This is a genomic window from Alphaproteobacteria bacterium (assembly GCA_016699735.1).
Taxonomy (GTDB): domain Bacteria; phylum Pseudomonadota; class Alphaproteobacteria; order Micavibrionales; family Micavibrionaceae; genus JAGNKE01.
Window position 1 is genome coordinate 130,700 of record CP065008.1, and the last position, 19,255, is coordinate 149,954.

The following is a 19,255-nucleotide window of genomic DNA, read 5'->3' on the forward strand; positions in this document are numbered from 1 at the left end:
GCAGGGCTTCAGCCCTTTTTCTCCCACCCACCGCGCTCATTCTGCTGCCAGTAGGTGACGGTATGACCGGCTTCTTTATAGGCTTTCCAGCGCGCCCGCGCTGCACCAACTGCCTCATCATCGCCCCCGTCCAGCATTTCGCAGGCCACGGAGATCTCATCTCCAAACGAAGCCTCCGCCCCTTGCCCGACGATCAGAACGGTTGCCTGATTGGGATTATCGTTAAGATGCGTCAGCCACACAGGCTGAAGCGCGGCGTTCCCGTCCTTCGCGCTGCCGTGCGGAATGAAACTCTCCGGCCGGAAGGTCCAGAGATGCTCGTTGATCCGCGCCACCTGCGCCTCATCCCTGAGCCGCACCACCAGCCGATGCCCACCCTCCAGCGCCTTGGAGATCAGGGAGGGCAGGGCATCCTCCTGCCGCTGGCTCTGCAGATGATAGAACCGCACCTCAGCCACGCTTCTCCTCCGTCACCGGAGGATAGAGATGAGAATTTCCATCAATATCCTCAATCACATAACGCCCGTCATCCTGCAAGACCGCATAGTTATGTTCGACCGGAACCTTGCCGTACCCGCCGGGAATATCCAGAACATAGCGTGGCAGGCAGATGCCCGAGAGCCGCCCTTGCAACGCCTTCATGATTTCGCGCCCCCGCTCGATGCTGACCCGAAAATGCCCGGTCCCCTTCGCCAGATCGGGATGATGCAGGTAATAGGGTTTGACGTGCAACCCGATCAGCCGTCGGAACAACTGCTCCAGAACAACAGGGTCATCATTTACGCCTTTCAGAAAAACGGATTGTGACAGCAGACTGCACCCCGCCGCCCGCAGCCGCGCCAGAGCCAATTCGACCTCCGGCGTAATCTCCTGCGCGTGATTGATATGCACGACCAGATAGAGTGGCTTGAGGGAATTTTTCAAAACGCCGCACACCGTATCGGTGAGTCTTTCGGGATCGGCAATCGGCACACGCGAATGAATCCGCACCACTTGAACATGGCTGATCCGGTTCAGACGAGTCAAAACCTCCTCCAGCCGCCGCGCCGAAAGAACCAGCGGATCCCCCCCGGTCAGGATGACTTCCCAGATCGCCGGAGTGGATTCAATGTAGGCCAGCGCCGCCTCAAGATCGTCATCCGTAAACGCTTCCTGCCCCGGCCCCACCATTTCCCGCCGGAAACAATAACGGCAGTAAACCGCGCAGAGTTTGGAAATCTTGAGCAGAACCCGGTCCGGGTAACGATGCACGATTCCCTTGACCGGACTGTGAACCGCATCCCCCGTCGGATCGGCCAGTTCTTCGGCGGAAATCTCAAGTTCCGCAGCGGACGGAAGATACTGCCGCCCCACCGGATCGTGCGCCGGATGAGCGGTATTCTGGATCGTCGCCACGACCTGAGCCGTCACCCCGACCGCATAGTGACCGGACAATTCGGCATAGACATGGGAATCGCAGGCCGGAATCAATCCGGCCTCTGTCAAATCGGCAGCAGTCCTATAACGCGTTTTCTTGGTAACGATCATAGTGATTATTCATAATGATCCGCGATCCACCTGTCCAGCAGGCGCACACCGAATCCGGTGCCGAATTTGGGCGTCGTTTCGCGGTCCTTCTTGATCCAGGCGGTTCCGGCAATATCCAGATGCGCCCACGGCGTATCCCCCTCGATGAAGTGCCACAGGAACCCCGCCGCGGTGCAGGAACCGGCATCGCGCCCCGACTTGCCGATATTCTGCAAATCCGCCGTATCGCTTTCCATCTCTTTTTTGAAGACTTCATCCAGCGGCATCCGCCACAGCTTGTCGCCCACCGCCTTGGCCGAGGAATCCAGTTCCGCCCAAAGCGTGTCGTTATTGACGAACGTGCCGCAATATTCATGCCCCAGTGCCACGATCATCGCCCCGGTCAAGGTCGCCAGATCGACGATGACCTGCGGCTTGTAGAGCTTCTGCACATAGGAAAGGATGTCCGCCAGCACCAGCCGCCCCTCGGCGTCCGTATTCAAAACCTCGATCGTCTTGCCCGAATAGGAGGTCAGGATATCCGCCGGACGGTACGCCCGGTCGGAGGGCATATTTTCAACCACCCCGATAATCCCCACCGCATTGACCTTGGCTTTCCGCAGCGCCAGCGACTTGATCGTGCCGACCACCGCCGCCGATCCGCCCATATCCATCTTCATCTCATCCATGCCAAGGCCGGGCTTGAGCGAAATCCCGCCCGTATCGAACGTCACGCCCTTCCCGACCAGCGCGACCGGCTTGGCCTTGCTCTCCTTGCCCAGCCCCATCCAGCGCATCACAACAACGCAGGGCGGATTGATCGACCCCTGCCCCACCGCCAGCAACGCCCCGAACCCGTGCTTCTTGAGTTTCTTATCGTCCAGAATCTCGATCTCGATGCCGTGCGGCTTGAGTTCCTCGTAGATCCGGTTGGCATAGGCGTAGGGGTAAATCACGTTCGGCGGCTCGTTCACCACATCGCGGGCAAAAAACACGCCCTTGATCGTCTGGCTCTCGCGCTTGAAGATTTTCTCGGCCTCGCGCTCTGCACCCGTGACGATGTAAAGCCGCTCGGGCTTGGGCGTCTTTTCATCGTCTGCCTTCTCCGACTTGTAAACCTCGAAACGGTAGGAACGCAATTTGGCCCCGGCCCCGAGATGCGCCGCAGCAATCGCCTCATCCGCAACCCCGCCGACAATCAACTCAGCACCTTTGATCCCCGCCCCGTCCAGCGCGGCGTAAAGCTTGCCCCCGGCCTTCTCTGCCTCCTGCGCGTTGAATTTTTCCGCCTCCCCTACACCCAGAAGAATCAACCGATCATAAGACGCCTTCGCGGGAAGCAGACTCACCAGCGTTTGCCCCGCCTTGCCCTTGAAAGAGGGGCTTTTCTCCAGCGCCCGCTCCGCAAAGCTGCGCGTTTCCTTATCGAGAGTCTCTCCGCCGACAGCCAGAGCCTTGGCAGCACCAACGCAAAGAACGAGAGCCTCCGCTTTTTTCTTGGAGGTCTTGGAAAATGTGATATCAAACGTCATGAATGTGCCCCGGCGCATGGAAGATGCTGTTAGAGTTCCACGAAAAATCAGGCTACTATAAGCATTTCCGCAGCATGGGCCAATGCCAATAAACGGATGTCATGAAGATTTTTGAACGCTATATTTTCCGCAACCTGCTCATCGGCACCGCGTTCGTGGCGGTCACGCTGACCTTCATCATCTTCCTGACCCAGTCGCTCCGCTTTCTGGAAATCATTCTGGAATCCAATACCTCGGGCGGTTCGCTCTGGCTCCTGACCCTTCTGGCCCTGCCGCGTTTCTTCGAGGTCATCCTGCCCCTCTCCCTGATGACCGCGACCTTGTTTATCTACAACAAGATGACTTTGGATTCAGAACTGGTCGCCATTCGCGCTGTTGGCCATTCGCCGATGAGCCTCTCGAAACCCGCCTTGCTTCTGGCAGGCTTGATTACGATCTTCCTCTGGATCAACGCCCTGTGGATTGCCCCCGCCTCCTTGAACCGGATGCAGCTGATGCGCCTCAGCCTCACCACCGAACTCTCTAATTATATGTTCCGCGAGGGCGTCTTCAATCAGGTCGGCAAGGGACTGACCGTTTACATCCATAAGAGAAACAGTCTCGGCGATCTCGCGGGCCTGATGATCTACGATACGCGGGACAGCAAAAAAGGCCCGTCCACCATCCTCGCCAAACGCGGCCAGATCGTCGCTTCTGAGGACGGTCAGCAGGTCGTGGTATACGAGGGCTCCCGCCAGGAATTCGATCTCAAGACTTCGATTCTGCAACGTCTCGATTTCGAAAAATACACGATTGATGTCCCCACCGGCACGGCCACCCGCACCCGCTGGCAGGAACCCGATGAACGCACGATCAACGAACTCCTTAACCCCGATCCGGCGAACGAACGTGACCGCAAAAGCGCCCGTGAATTTATCATTGAACTTCACCGCCGGGTCACAGCGCCTCTTCTGGCCATCTCTTTTGTTCTGATCGCCCTGAACTGCCTGCTGCTGGGCGAAACCGAAAGACGCGGCCAGAGCCGCAGAATTATTCTGGCTGTAGGGCTGATCGTCCTGCTGCAGACCCTCTCCATGGCCGCTGACAATATGACAAAAGACACCTTGTCTGGGATCCCCCTGCGCTACCTGATTGCACTCGCCCCGATAGCGTTGGGCCTTCTGATGCTGAGCCCGAAGGGCGAAGCCCTGAGGCGAAAATTCCTGATCCCCGGAAAAGCCGGACTGGCGGGCGGGAAGCTGGCATGAAACTGACCCCGACCCTCAGCCGCTATCTGGCGAAATATTACGTCCTGAACCTGCTGGTGCTGATCGCCGCGCTAATGGCCCTTATTTACCTCTTTGACACGATCGAGCTTCTGCGCCGCGCCGCCGACAAGCCGGATGTCTCTTTGGGAGTGATTCTGAAAATGAGCTTTTTCAAGCTCCCCGAAGTCAGCCAGCTCATGCTCCCCTTCGCGGTCCTGTTCAGCGCCATGTTCACCTTCTGGCAACTCACCCGCCGCTATGAATTGATTGTGGTCCGCGCCTCAGGCTTCTCCGTCTGGCAGTTCCTGACCCCCGTCATCGGCACCGCCGTTCTGTTCGGCCTTCTCCAGATGACAGTCATCAACCCCGTCGGCTCGGTTTTCGTCCAGAAATACGACCAGCTCCAAAACAGCCTGCTAAGCAATCAAAAGGACGAAATTGCGGTCTTTCAGGAGGGTCTCTGGCTCCGGCAGGCCGTGTATCTGCAGAACGAGGGGGAACAGAGCAGCGCAGCGGCGCCTCCCTCCGAACTCGTCCCCGGATACGTCATTTTCCATGCCCGCAAGATCAAACTGCCGGAATGGACGCTGCAGAACATCACGGTCCTTTATTTTACTGAACAGAATGACTTCCTCAAGCGCGTCCACGCGCAGGAAGCGGTTCTGGCCGAAGGCTACTGGCATCTGAAAAGCACCCGGATTTATGACAGGGGAACGGTTCTGCCCGTCAGTCAGGATGAATTCGATTTACCCACCGGCCTGACCCGTGAGGATATCGAGGAAAGCTTTTCTTCCCCGGCCAGCATGTCCTTCTGGAAACTCCCTAGCTATATCAGCACATTGGAGGAAACAGGCTTCGATGCCGCCCCCCTGCGCGTTTATTACCATAACCTTCTATCCCAGCCCCTGATGTACGCCGCCATGATCCTTCTGGCGGCCGCAGTCTCGATGCGCCCGCCCCGCATGAAGGGGGGGTTTCTGTTGATCGTTCTCGGTGTTTTCATCGGCTTTCTGGTGTTTTTTCTCTCCAATTTCCTGCAGGCCTTGGGCACCTCCCGTCAAATCCCGGCCCTTCTGGCCGCATGGTCCCCGGCGCTCATCTGCTTCCTGCTGGGCCTCAGCGCCATGCTGAACAAGGAAGACGGCTGAAACAGCGAAAGCATGGCAAAAATACGACACTTATTTGGAATAATATGCGGCGCCCGTAATGTTAGACCTTGTCTGGCGGTAAAGAATCACTAAACTTTTCCCTTAAAGAATAATCCGCTTTTCCTGATTCTGCGTTAACGCATTAATAATCCATGGCTGTTATAAAGATTAAGAGTTCAAAAATCTCTTCACGATGAGCATGATAATGTCGAATAATTCCAAAGCAGGGGCGGGCGCCTCGCCCTTCAAAAAACTCTCGTTAATCCTCCTCTCGGGCCTGGCGCTGGTCTCATGCGCCTCCACCGAAAAGGCAACGATCATCGAGGACGACCTCGAAATCTATGACCCCTATGAGGGCTATAACCGCTTCATGTTCAATTTTAACCAGCATTTTGATGATGTAATCGTCAATCCGGTTGTTAAAGGCTACCGTTTTGTGACCCCTCGCCTGGCCCGCAAGGGCGTCAGGAACGTCCTTCGGAACCTCAAATCCCCGGTGATTCTGGCCAACCAGCTTTTACAGGGCGATCTTGAGGGCGCGAAAAACTGCGCCCTGCGCGCCGCGATTAATACAACCGTGGGAATCGGCGGTCTCGTCGATCTGGCCAGCTATAACGGCATCGAATACGAAGGCGAGGATTTCGGGCAGACTCTGGCCGTCTGGGGCATCGATCACGGCCCCTACATGGTGGTCCCCATGCTCGGCCCCTCCTCCCTGCGCGACTATTCAGGTTATTTCGTAGACGGAATGGCCGACCCGGTCCGCTGGCATCTGTTTAACATCGACCACGAAGATTTGTACTACGCAAAGCTGGGAACGGAATATCTGGATATCCGCGAATCTCTCTACGATACCTTGAAAGACATCCGCGAGAACTCCCTCGATCCCTACGCGGCCACGCGTAGCATCTACTACCAGAGCCGTGAGGCTTTGGTAAAGGATCAGGGCTTGGGCGAAGGCTACACCACCCCGGCCATTCCTGATTATGCTGAGGAAGATTAGGCAAAAACACCCATTTTTTTATTATTCAGGCGGCCTTTTTGGTTTATAGAAGGAACGATGCTCGAATATACGAATAATAGTTAAGGGTTTTTTGTAAGGAGTTGGCTGGTGCTGAATAAATCTATTCCTGTTTTGGGTTTTCTCGCAATCGCGCTTTTAAGCGGAACATCTGCACAGGCCGTAACAGGCAATATGCCCCTTCAGGACACGAGCCTGCCCTCTGTAATCGCCATAAAGGCCGAACCCGACGACGCGCTGAGCCTTGGCTCCAAAACCCTCATCGATGAAATCGCCAAACGCGGTATCGGGTTCCTGTCCGACAAATCCCTGACCCAGACCAAGCGGGAGAGTGAGTTCCGCAAGCTTCTGAACGATAACTTCGATATGGAGACAATCGGCCGCTTTGCCCTCGGCCGCCATTGGAAGACGGCCACCGACGCCCAGAAAAAGGAATATCAGAAACTGTTCAATGAAATGATCGTGCGCGTCTATACCGCCCGCTTCAAGGAATATGACGGCCAGACGCTGGAGGTCAAGAAAGCCCGCAAGGACGGCACGAACACTGATTCAATCGTCAACACCGTTCTGGTCCCCAAGGCCGGAGAACAGGCCATCATCATCGACTGGCGCGTCCGCCAGAAGAACGGCAAGTTCAAGGTGGTGGACATCATCGTCGAGGGTGTCAGCATGGCCCTGACCCAGCGCTCGGACTTTGCCTCCGTCATCCAGCGCGGCGGCGGCGATCTGGAATCGCTTCTGGCGATGCTGCGGAAAAAATAGCGGCTTTCTTTTTGACGACTCTGGCGAGGAAGACCGCGTACCTCGCATTTTTTCTCATGGCAATATCTAAAACACAAAAAAAACCACAGGCCACGCCTGTAGTAGCGAATAAAATCATTCAGATATCCTGAAAAAAATATTAACGAGGCTTAGGACCTGAGCTCGCGCCTCCAAGAGCGATATCCGTTTCCGCAACCGTCATTCCGCGCCAGCCACGAAGGCTTCCGACCATCTCCATAAGTTGGGCGCGCGTAATTTCACCTGCACGGTAAACTTTTCCTGTCAACTCTCCTGCAGGATCGCCAGCTCTCTCCTGGAACGTGCTGACCGTAGCCCCAATCCATCGCAAAATATGGTTCGGCACCTGATCGATCATTTTAAAGCTGGCCAAGGCAAGCATATACACAATAATGGCATACATGACCGTAAACATGAACTCATCAAGCGGCCCACGGATATAATCGATCGTGTTCTCAACGCCCGTAGGATTAGAATTCGGCAACTGTGCAGTCTGCATGTAAAGGTTAGCCTCGATGTCATAACCCGTGGCGTTAAGCACCACCAGATGAAAGGTATCGTTAAGACCGTTAACAAGCGCGGTGAAAAGGATAATACTGGCGATCAGCCCGAAAATCATAAGGGTCGGTCTAAGAAAAATTTCGAATAAAAGAAAATATCCGTTAGTCGCCCAAGGCCCAGGAAGCCCCTCACCATCAATCTTTATATGGGCCAAAGCCCAAAGAGGCATAGCGACCATAGCTTCGAAGATGCTTTTGACCCACCCGCTGAAACCGAAGAAAAAGTAGATAAACGGCAGCAAAGGCAGGACATAATAGAGAACAAATCCGATAGAAACACCGATCAAGGCAAAACGACCGGCGATATCACCGATAAGCTTGCCTGCAGGACCAATAATGTCGTCTCCGAAAATTTCTCCGATCCCTTGCCCGACAAGGCCGATCATGAGATTGCGCAGAGAAGCATCAAGGATGCCCTTGCCCATGGAACTAAGAGCGGCAAGAGGATGGACATTAAGGGTACGCCCATCTGGGGCATCACCAATCTGCATACCTTCAAGAAGATTATAAAGACCTTCCGTGCCGAAAATCATATTGACGACATCCATAAAACTGTTTCCGGTTTGCCGTGTATGCGTACTTGTCTGAACGGAATCCCTGCCCCACATCATGAAACCAGAATAGAGAGCGGCAGCGATATACTGGTCCCCGGGCCGAGGTAAAGTGGCAAGACGTCCATTTTGCAAAAGCGGGTTAAAACGATTCTTGAAGGAAGGGTTCGTATCGACCATTTTATGCTGGTTGGCTATTTCTTCCATAATCAACGGGTATTTAGTCGGCTTCGGAAGGTTCTGGACCGCCGACATGAACTGCCCGTTGACGTTGGCGATCTCGTTATACCAAAGAGCGGCCCCTGCCCACCCCAAACGGTCAATAGCCGGAGGGAGATTAAACTCATACTTCAGGCGCATCTGGGTGACAAAGTTATTGAATGTCGGCGGTATATTCGGAATATTAAGCCCGGCCAAAACACCGGCAGGCCCGTCTGCGCCAGTCCAGACGCCACGAGGGAGGTAAGCACCACTGGAACTGGGGATAAGGAAAAAATCTTCACCCGCTGGCTCGTTGGGTTGCATCCAAAGACCAGTCATCACAGCTTTAATACTGTTATTGTAAAAGTTCATATTTTTCTTGACGACATTCTCGTTAGACCATCGAGACTCAGGAAAAGGCGCATTAGGATCCGTTGAATGGCGCGTAAACCGGATATCAACACAACTCGAATCGTGATCATAAGGAAGAATGGACTTAAGCATACAGGTGGCCAACTCATCAAAGAACGGGTCTTGAACCATATATTGCTCTAAAAATTCGTAATAAAACTCCGTAATACCCATAACCCTGTTACCGGCCATACCACCGCCGATATTGTAACTATGGGGATCGATCTCAAGACCGGGAGCGCCAGCACCCGTAGAAATACCAGTGGTGGATATATCAGTGCTGACCTGATTTCCTTTTGGCGAAGTCGGGGCAAGAGTGAGCTCTCCACAAACGGGCTTGACGTATCCGGTTTCTGCATCATAAGCGTCCGGCGGATCGTCAGGATCCCCCGCCACACCGCCCGGAGGGTTGAAATGGCCGAAACGGATAATAATAGTCCTGTAACGAGAAAAACCAACAATATCCTCGAAAGTATTGCCGTTCATGTACTGCATAGTATTCCCACCGGCAAGCACGCCGGCAAACGGACCTCCGAAAGGAACATCCGAGAGACCCGGACGATTCTCCCGGACAATATACATACCAAAATTCGCATTGGTCCTATTATACATAAGCTCCTCCGCCAACATACAAAGACGGGCGACGAAGAAAAACTGCGTAAGAGTCCCCAACTCCGGGGCGTTAGGAATGGCGATCAAAGTCTCAGTTCGAGATCCCGACAATGAATTGACAAAAGAATCATTATTCAAGGCAACAGGAACAAAAACACCGTTCCACGCATTTGTAGCCATATTGGAACCAAAGTAGGCAGCCCCAAGAGTAATATACTGTGCGGCATTGATACCGACGTTATTGCCCCCTGGCCCCATGTTCATCGGAGCAATAAGCGCAAAAAAGGCAATAAGGCGGGGAATAAACCACCCCTTATTAAACCGCTGACCGAAAGGACGCCCGGTCACGATGCTCTCACCCACAATCGCGACAATGAAATAAATAATAACGATAAGGGATAAGAAGGCTATCCCAAGAGTATAAAAGCCAAAAAACTGATGAAGAGCCCTGTGAAAAGGCTCAGGAAAAGCAACGGAGTCCGCAGCTGGAAATTCATTCATGTCCTCGCAGACAACAGCCGTTGAGTAACACGAACCGAAAAACCCCCCCACACCGTTAAAATCCATGATGCCGAAAACACGATCAAGGACAATAAAAGCCAAATCCTGATCAGGTCCGTATCTGGGATGGGGGTTTATAAAAATAGTGTTCCAATCGAAAGGAGTGCCAAACAAAGCGCCGTAAGGCGGCCACGGTTCGGTTCCGGGTGGCGGCAAAGCAAACACGGAAAAGGACACCACGGATAATAAAGCCAGACAAACCTGAATAACCAGCATAACCATGCCGGATATAATGATGAGATGAATAACAAGCTGGTCTAGGTGCTTACGGTCAAGGACAAGATTATTAGAAGCCTCCGCGATAACATGGCGAATGCCGAATCTCCCAAAATTATCATACTTAAGGTAAGGGTGTCCCGCAGGCAAGAGACCGGAATTGCCGTAAATGACAGCGATAAGAGAGGCGACATAACTAAACCCTGATGAGAACAGCTCAGAGACCCTGGGAATCAACCCCGGGAGCAAAAAAAACCCTAAAGCTCTCCTCTTTCTTATCATTCCCAAATCACCAAATAACAGCAAACATATTGCAAACTACCTGCCAGCAGGGCTACCCAGCTTCGCAAAACCGCCAAGAGCGCCTCCAAGCTTTCCGGTAACCTGTTGTGCACCGAAAGCAGCTTTGCCGACCAGACCAGCCGCAGCATCTTCCCGCAGATCACCAAACGTGGCGACGGTCTGCCCCATCCAGCGAAGAATATTATTGGGTATAGTATCAATCAGTTTAAAAGAAGACATACCCATCATATAAACCAGAATGGCATAAATGACCGTAAGGAAAAACTCATCAATCGGACCGCGCATCCAGTCGATAAAATTATTAGGCGGCGCAGCCGCAACTTCAGCAGCAACGTTAAAACCACCAAGGTTGGCGACAGCCAATTCAAAGGTAATGTTAAGGGCATCGACCAGAGCCGCATAGATGGATATAGCTGCAAGAAGGCCAAAAACGCACAAGATAGGCCTAAGGAAAATTTCAAATATAAGGAAATACCCGTTAAGGGCGGCATTGCCTGATAATCCCTGTGCGTCAATACGAATATGCGCCAAGGCCCAGAGTGGTGCCCCAACCATGGCTTCAAAGATACCTTTGATCCAACCCCCTACAGCGAAAAAGAAATAAATAAAGGGAAGGAATGGCACAATATAAGCCAGCACAAACCCCGCAGTCATACCAAGCATCGCAACAGTAAACATAAACTGAGCAGCGACAGAAGCGAGCTTTCCAAACTTCGCGCCAGCCACAGTTCCAGTCAAATTGGCGCCGATACCGGCAACAGAAGTAAGAAGACCATAGCCGATAGTGCGAACGGAACTCTCGACCAGAGAGCGGCCCACACTAGACAGCTGAGCCAGAGGATGTGTCGTTGGATTCCTCCTAAGATCGTACAATCCGTTAGTACCGAGAATGCTGACGATCACATCAATAAACGGATTACCGGTGGCCTTGGTTCTTGTCGTTCCCAAAGCAGCGGCCCACGTCTGGAACCCCTCATTGATGACAGCCGCAATCTCCTGTCCGTCTTCTGCAGCCAACAAAGTCTGCCCATCGTCCACCCCCGCAAGATTGGGCTTCATGATTTCAAGGGACGATGTGGAATTGTTGTACTGGCCCTTCCTGTCTATGAGTTGCTCAATAAGCTCAGGATAAAGAGACATGGCTGGAAGTGCGCGAACGGAGATCGTGATGGGGTGGTTCATCTCGGCGATACGGTTGTACCAGATACCGGCAGCCGCCCAGCCCTTTCTGTACAACGGACCAACACCAGTCCAAGACCCCACCCAGCGTCCAGAGGCAATCTGTGCAGTAACGGCGTTTTGCGCTTCAACCAGCATCCAATCGTGAATATTCTGAGTGACCTCGGCGACATACTGGATATCAGGCAAGGGACCAGGAGGTGGGCCGGTTCTGTTAAAGCGAGTCCAAGCCAAGGCATCCGCTCGATCACCTGCACCGGTCACAGCGCCGTTCTGGAAGGCATCAAGATTGGCCGCACCGCTATGAAGCCACATATTCTTGACAACATTAAAGAAGTACTCTTGAACAATCGCCGGACCCGGCTCTGGCGGAATGGCATCCGAGCGCCTGCGGGGGTCGGCCAGGGTCAGCTGGATTTCTCCGCAAAATGGTTTGACATGACCGGCTTCGCTGGCGTATTCGACGACATCCCTCTCACCGAAACGAAACGTCAACGTCGTGGCTAGATCCTGGGCGTTATCTTGTGCAGTGTCATAAGTGTAGGCAGCATCAACTTCATACGCATTGTTGCCCGGAGTACCCTGGGCAAGGATATGATACATACGGATGTCAGGAGCGCCTGAAGTCGACCTCGAAGTCGGAACTACAGAGCCTGTGGGAGCCCCACGGGCATACTCATATGCAAAACGGCAGGTACGCGCAACAAAGAGCATATGGCCGATGCTGCCCAGTTCCGGCAAGGCGGGAAGAGCGACAAGATCCCTTGCGCCACCCAGATAATTAACAGTCAGCGTATCGTTAAAATACTTCCATCCGTTGGTAGCAAAAGCAGACCCGTATTTTGCGGCAAAAAGAACCATATACTGGGAAGAGTTTATGCCAACATTAAGAGGGATCAGAAGGCCGAAGGCCATCACGATGCGGATCGGCGCCCACATCTTGTTAAAGCGGCGTCCGAAAGGAGTCCCGCTCTGGGCAGTTTCAGCCAGAATGGTTGCAATGAAGTACCCGGCAATAAAGACGGCGATAACCAGCAACCCCATACTGTAGACCGCAAAGAGACGATGCAGACCCATATGAATAGGAAAGGGGAAGATTCCCAGAGGATTGGTGGTTAAAGGATCCATACTGGCCTCAACCCCGGCTGCGGGGGTGGCAGCAAGATTTGTGTCAGGGATGGGAGTCCCAAAATTATCTTCGCAGATATCCGGAGTACCTATACAAGACTCAAAAAATCCCTCAACTCCTCCGCCAGCTCCCGGCTGAGGTACACCAAAAACCATATCAAGCATAATGAAGGCCAGATCCTGACGACGATCCGCGATAGGATTCACAACGAAGAACCCATTCCAGTTTACAGGAAAGGCAAGGACCGAAGGAAACACGATGGCAACAATAAGAAGAACAACTTGGAGAAACAAAAGACCCAACCCCAAGGCAACAAGAACGAAAAGCATAATCTTGTCGATATTTTTCATATCAAAAACAAGATTATTTGCAGCCTCAGCAACAACATGGCGAATACCAAAACGCCCGATATTCGCAGGGTTTACATAGGGGTGATTGGCAGGCAAGAGCCAAACGGTCTGATAAACAAGCGCAATAAAGAAAGGAATGTAATGGAAACCGCCCATAACGAGCAAGTTAATCCGCGAAACAAGTTCGGGCATTAACATATATCGAAATGAGCCTTTGGGTAGAGCACTGAAAAACATATCTAGACCATCCAACCTTTTAAAAACTTAGCTCGAAGCCGCACCCTTCTCAGACTTAACCATTTGTGCAAGAGAAGAACCAAGGCCTGAAGAAGCCCCCCTGACGGCACCGATCGCCTGGGAACCAACAGTCATCCCTCCAGTCGCGACATAACGGTTAAGACTTTCGACGTGATCTTGGTCGATATCTCCGAAAGAAGAAACCCCGGATCCTGCCCAACGCAAAATGTTATCAGGGATCTTGTCGATCAGCTTGAAGCTCGAAACCGCCAGCATATAACAGACGATCGTATAGATGATCGTGTAGAAAAACTGATCCAGCGGCGTCCCCTTGAACATCACATCATTTCCGATCAAAGTGGCAAAAATGTCGGAGTCAGAAAAACCGGCGACATTCGCCGTAACCATATCCCAGATCAAATTCAGCACCCGGACTTGAGTTGAGAAAATAGAAATGGCCGCAACAAGCCCAACAACAGACAGTATAGGCCTGATAAAAATCTCTAGAATAAGAAAATAGCCATTAGACGCAGCGTCACCAGGAAGACCATCCCCATCAATTCTAAGATGCGCCAGAGCCCAAAGAGGCACGGCCACCATAGCCTCAAAGATGGCCTTCACCCAGGAACCCACGGCAAAAAAGAAGTAAACAAAGGGCAAAAACGGCAGAACGTAATAAAGAACAAACCCGGCAGTGATACCGACAAAAGCCGTAATTTCCAAAAGCGAACTGACAACCTCAAACGCACCGCCCAAAGCCTTTATTTCCCTATCCTCGGTGACACTTAAAAAACCCCCCATGAAGGCTGTGGCCGTCGAGGCAAGAAGATGGCCAACGGCATTATCAATAAGACCTTTACCTACCGCAACGAGTTGGGCCAAGGGATGAATATGGGCATTCGCCCCTCTGATGTTGACAAGACCGGAAGTACCTAAAATCATATTTATGGCCTTAACCATAATATTCGACACGTCCTGAGTTTCCTCATGGTCAATGGTCTGCTTGTCCTCCTGCCAGTATGACCATAAATTCTGAAGCGGGACGCCAATCTGATCAAGTTCAGCATCTCCCCTGTCTATTTTTAGCTTGGCCGGATCAGTCCCGGACGCCGCCTTGATGGTAGGATCAAACATATCCTTGGGACCAAAGGCACCGGAGTCAAGCTTCTGCTTCTCACTTCGGATTTGTTCCATAACCAAAGGAAAAGCAGACAGCTGAGGAATAGCGCGAACACTATTGATAAAAGTTCCATTGACCTCGGCGATGCGATTATACCATATGCCAGCCCCGGCCCATCCTCTGTCAAAAATCTGCGCCGTCATCTGCCGACTGACAGTATTCATAGTATAAAGACCCCAAGCCTGAATTGCGGCGTTATTGGCCAAAGTCTGGTATCCCCCCGGAGCAGGAGGCAGCACACCCATTTTTACGGACTTAAACTGGCTGAAAGGAGGGTTTTCTTCACAAGGAGTTCCGCAAGCCTGAAAACCGGGCGTACCGCAACCCGATAAGCCCGCGTAGGCACCAGCATTAGAGCAAAAGTTCACAGCTTCCGCGTGACGAGCGCTCACCGTAACCATGGTTCGGGCAAACTGAAGCATCTGCGGATCGTTAAACCACATATTCAAAACAAGAGTATAATAAAATTCCAGCATATAATCTGGACCGCCGTTGGCTGCACCGTTCCCTACATCACTCAGATCTACAATCGGAATACGGATATCACCACAAAGTGGCGCCACATAACCCTCGTCATCCTTATAGACCGGCGCACCAGAGGGATAGGTAATATACTCCCCGAAACGGATAACAATATCACCGCCGTAATAAAAGCCGATCGCATCAGTATAGGTCGGCGTTGTTGCATTTGTGACCGGCTCCCGTATAGCAGGATTAGGGGGCGTCGCCGCAGGCAGATTTGCCGCAGCTGTAGTCCAAGGGCTCAATCTCTTGACAAGCCAAGGCTTGATCATAAAGTTCGTAGCAGGAGCAGTATAATCGTCCGTAATATTGTAAGGTGTCGCGGGCTCTCCTGGGGGTCTTCCTGTAAGAAGCATATAGGCAAAGGCGCAGGAATGGACGATCGTCATAGCCTGAAAGACTGGAGTGACATCAACTTCCTGAGGCATCGCAACAAGAGAATACCTCTCGCCGGTCGGGTTCCCCGTAAGAGGCCCGCCACCTCCGAAATGCATATGGGCAGCAATCGCCGTATTAAAGTCAATCCAGCCCTGCGTAGCCATATTAGATCCATATTTGGCCGCATACAGGACAATATACTGAGCGGAGTTCATCCCGAAATTCTGAGGTATAAGCAGCCCGACAGCAACGATAAGGCGGATAGGAACCCACACGTGCTGAAAACGCTGACCAAACGGTATGCCGGTAACAGCCGTTTCAAGAACAAGCACAAAAACAAAATACAGGAAAACCAGAGTTCCGATCAGAAGCAGAGCCGTGGAATAAAACCTGAAAAGCTCATGAAGGGCCGCATGAAAAGGAAAAGGAGCAACAGGAGGATTATTAGCCGGACAGTTACCTGGAAAATAAGAGGAGCAAAACATATTATTGATGCCGAAGACATCGTTCAAAATATTAAAAGCCAGATCATTCAGGGGCGTAGGATTATCAAACCAGGAAAAAGCATGAGCTGGATTAATAAACGGACCGATAGCAATTCCATATAGCAAGAAAAGAAGCTGTAAAATCACGATAATAATCGCAGCAAGCAACGCAAAGAAAACAAAAACCTGATCAACATTTTTCTTGGAGAATTTTAGCTGACCCGCCGCTTCCGCAACAACGTGATACATCCCAAAACGACCAATATTAGACGGCTGTAGGTACGGGTGCTGGGAGGGAAGCAAACGCACCATACCGTAAATCTGCGCCATCAGGAAAGCGACATAACCAAATCCCGAAAAGAACACGGACCTGATTCGCGGCACGATCCGCGGAAAAAAAGCGTAGGAAACAACATCTTTGGTTTTGAAGCTTAGGCTCTGCACGATCGTCTCACCACTCTATACAATATATAAGACAAGCCAAGTTACACCGAATACCGTTACCGCTTCCTTACCACGCCCACAGACTTACCCGCATTTTATGCGATTTTTAAGTTATCATAACATTAACGAGGGCCGCAATGCGAGTTTTTATGTCATTTTCTTGTCATTTTTTTAGTAAAAACGCATATGCCATAACACTTTAGCTGGCTCGGCGCAGCGGTTTATAACGGATTCTGTGGGGTGTATCGGCATCCTGCCCTCGCCGCCTTTTGTAGTCCGCTTCATAGTCCGCATAGTTCCCCTCGAACCAGACAACCTGCGAATCACCCTCGAACGCCAGAATATGGGTCGCCAGACGGTCCAGAAACCAGCGATCGTGGGAAATAATGACCGCGCAACCCGCAAACGCCTCCAGAGCCTCCTCCAGCGTCGCCAGGGTTTCCGTATCCAGATCGTTGGTCGGCTCGTCGAGAAGGATCACATTCGCCTCTTTTTTCAACATTTTAGCCAGATGCACCCGGTTCCGCTCCCCCCCGGACAGGTCGCCGACCTTCTTCTGCTGGTCCGGCCCCCGGAAGTTAAAGCCCGAAACATAAGCCCGGCTGGCCATCTCGACCTTCCCGAGCTTGATATTGTCGTTCCCGTCCGAAATCTCCTCCCAGACGTTCTTGTTGGCATCCAGACTGTCCCGGCTCTGATCCACATACCCCAGAACCACGGTGTCCCCGACCTTGAATGACCCTTCGTCGGGCTTCTCCGATCCGGTAATCATGCGGAAAAGGGTTGTCTTCCCCGCCCCGTTCGGACCGATCACCCCCACGATGCCCCCCGGCGGCAGGCTGAAGCTGAGATCCTCGATCAGCATCCGGTCGCCATATCCCTTGCGGATATGCTTGGCCTCGATGACGAGGCTGCCCAGCCGCGGCGGAGGCGGAAAGGCAATCTGGGCCTTTCTTTGATGGGTATCCTGCGATTCGGCCAGCATCTGCTCATAGGCGCTGATCCGCGCCTTGGATTTGGAGCGCCGCGCAGACGGTGACTGGCCGATCCACTCCAACTCGCGGCTCAAAGTCCGCTGACGTGCGTCTTCCTCGCGCTGCTCCTGCTCCATACGCTTGCGCTTGGCCTGAAGATAGGTGGAATAATTCCCCTCATAGGGTATCGCCTGCCCCCGGTCGATTTCCAAAATCCATCCGGTGACATTATCGAGGAAATAGCGGTCGTGGGTCACCATGACCAACGTGCCCTTATATTCGGACAGGAACCGCTGCATCCATGCGACGCTCTCCGCGTCAAGATGGTTCGTCGGCTCATCGAGGAGGAGCAGGTCAGGTTTTTCCAACAAAAGACGACATAACGCTACGCGTCGTTTCTCGCCGCCGGAGAGCTTAGAAATATCCGCATCCCCCGGAGGGCAACGCAAAGCATCCATAGCGATTTCGATCGTCCGGTCCAGTTCCCACCCGTCCACCGTATCGATTTTCTCCTGTAACTCGCCCATTTCCGCCATTAAGGCGTCCATATCGGCATCGGGATCGGCCATCAGCCCGCCGATCTCGTTAAAACGGTCCACCATCGCCTTGATGTCGGAAAGCGCAATCATAACATTCTCATGCACACTTTTGCTCGGGTCGAGCTGCGGCTCCTGCTCCAGATACCCGACGCGCGCCCCTTTGGCGGCCCACGCCTCCCCGGTAAAATCCTTATCCCGCCCGGCCATCAGCTTGAGAAGCGTGGATTTTCCGGCCCCGTTCGGCCCCAGCACGCCGATCTTCGCACCGGGAAGAAAACTGAGCGTCACGTTTTCAAGAATTTTCTTGCCGTTCGGAAAGACTTTTTTCAGCCCGTTCATCACGTAAACATACTGGTAGGACGCCATGGTTTTTCTTGTCTCCAAAGGTTCAGATGGTGGTCACATGACCCGAGTCACACAGGCGCATTTTCGAATCGCGCCCCTCTTTGTGGATCATAAAGCTTGAGCCTGTCAATCAGGGACAAAACATTTTCAAATTCCTTTTTGACGCGCAGGATCGAATGGTGGCATCCCGCCGGCGTAAAAAGTCCATCCGGCTCGAACGGATTATACGAAGTCGAAATCAGGATCATGACTTTGTTTTTATAAAAGGCGACCGCCATCCCCTGCCCTGAAAACTCGTTATAGATAGCGATAAGACGCTCCATCATGGCCGGATCGAGAAGATACCGCGCCTCCACCTGATCCGTGCCGTAGGCGTCGAACACCCGCTCAAACTCCGGCGCCGGAACCTTGACCCGCTTTAAACCCGCAAGTTGTTGATGGGAGGAATCCAGAAATGAGGTCTTATTATGAACAACGGCTGTATGTCCAGTAAAGGATGTCTTTCCCAAATCAAGCCCAATCAACAAGCCTCGAAAAACTGTGACGGCACCGCCCTTTTGCTGGGAATAGGAACGCAACGTAATATCAGCTAAAAAAAGCCTGACGCCCTTGCAAGTGCCCTCGAAAACATCATCGGCATGATAAACCCGGTGCCCCGGAACGATTTTGGACTCAAGCAGCGAGGCTTTGCGCGGATTATCTTCAGGCTTTCGGAAAAAATAGTAATAAAGGCTGCCGAGAAACCCCCCGCCCCCGTAGCGCTCGTCTTGTGAATATTTAAAATCTTCAAAAAACAAGAAAGCAACCTTTGGAAGAAACGCCTTTTTGTATTCTTTAACATATT

12 protein-coding genes are annotated in these 19,255 nt (G+C 52.5%); 4 read left to right on the top strand and 8 right to left on the bottom strand.

Annotated features, from left to right (window positions below; genetic code table 11):
* Positions 1–8 precede the first annotated feature (8 nt).
* From IPN28_00660 to IPN28_00670, 3 genes are read right to left on the bottom strand one after another with little or no spacing between them, the layout of a single operon-like run.
* Positions 9–458, bottom strand: coding sequence for a DNA polymerase III subunit chi (locus IPN28_00660; GenBank protein ID QQS57362.1), 450 nt, complete (start codon positions 456–458; stop codon positions 9–11).
* Entirely contained in the window at positions 451–1,527 is a 1,077-nt protein-coding gene (locus IPN28_00665; protein QQS57363.1) for a lysine-2,3-aminomutase-like protein, read from the bottom strand. The genes IPN28_00660 and IPN28_00665 overlap by 8 nt, the downstream gene beginning before the upstream one ends.
* A 5-nt stretch (positions 1,528–1,532) precedes the next feature.
* Positions 1,533–3,038 (bottom strand): leucyl aminopeptidase, encoded by a 1,506-nt coding sequence (locus IPN28_00670; GenBank protein ID QQS57364.1) that lies wholly within the window; start codon positions 3,036–3,038, stop codon positions 1,533–1,535.
* 101 nt (positions 3,039–3,139) lie between these two features.
* Between IPN28_00670 and lptF the strand changes: the two genes are divergently transcribed.
* The 4 genes from lptF (at position 3,140) to IPN28_00690 (ending at position 7,216) form a co-directional block, all read left to right on the top strand.
* Entirely contained in the window at positions 3,140–4,285 is a 1,146-nt protein-coding gene (lptF, locus tag IPN28_00675) for an LPS export ABC transporter permease LptF (GenBank protein ID QQS57365.1), read from the top strand.
* Entirely contained in the window at positions 4,282–5,433 is a 1,152-nt protein-coding gene (lptG, locus tag IPN28_00680; protein ID QQS57366.1) for an LPS export ABC transporter permease LptG, read from the top strand. Before lptF ends, lptG begins: the two co-directional genes overlap by 4 nt.
* A 205-nt stretch (positions 5,434–5,638) precedes the next feature.
* On the top strand, positions 5,639–6,436 hold the full coding sequence (locus IPN28_00685; GenBank protein QQS58503.1) for a VacJ family lipoprotein: 798 nt from the start codon (positions 5,639–5,641) through the stop codon (positions 6,434–6,436).
* A 108-nt stretch (positions 6,437–6,544) separates the two neighbouring features.
* Positions 6,545–7,216, top strand: coding sequence for an ABC transporter substrate-binding protein (locus IPN28_00690; GenBank protein ID QQS57367.1), 672 nt, complete (start codon positions 6,545–6,547; stop codon positions 7,214–7,216).
* A 139-nt stretch (positions 7,217–7,355) separates the two neighbouring features.
* Here the strand turns inward: IPN28_00690 and IPN28_00695 are convergent, their stop codons facing one another.
* The 5 genes from IPN28_00695 to IPN28_00715 all read right to left on the bottom strand — a co-directional run bounded on the left by IPN28_00695 (position 7,356) and on the right by IPN28_00715 (position 19,208).
* On the bottom strand, positions 7,356–10,628 hold the full coding sequence (locus IPN28_00695; protein ID QQS57368.1) for a DotA/TraY family protein: 3,273 nt from the start codon (positions 10,626–10,628) through the stop codon (positions 7,356–7,358).
* A gap of 36 nt (positions 10,629–10,664) precedes the next feature.
* Complete coding sequence (locus IPN28_00700; protein ID QQS57369.1) at positions 10,665–13,505, bottom strand: DotA/TraY family protein; 2,841 nt, start codon at positions 13,503–13,505, stop codon at positions 10,665–10,667.
* 66 nt (positions 13,506–13,571) lie between these two features.
* On the bottom strand, positions 13,572–16,553 hold the full coding sequence (locus IPN28_00705; protein ID QQS57370.1) for a DotA/TraY family protein: 2,982 nt from the start codon (positions 16,551–16,553) through the stop codon (positions 13,572–13,574).
* A gap of 199 nt (positions 16,554–16,752) precedes the next feature.
* On the bottom strand, positions 16,753–18,432 hold the full coding sequence (gene ettA, locus IPN28_00710; protein ID QQS57371.1) for an energy-dependent translational throttle protein EttA: 1,680 nt from the start codon (positions 18,430–18,432) through the stop codon (positions 16,753–16,755).
* Positions 18,433–18,479: 47 nt separating this feature from the next.
* Complete coding sequence (locus tag IPN28_00715; protein QQS57372.1) at positions 18,480–19,208, bottom strand: DUF3137 domain-containing protein; 729 nt, start codon at positions 19,206–19,208, stop codon at positions 18,480–18,482.
* Positions 19,209–19,255 lie beyond the last annotated feature (47 nt).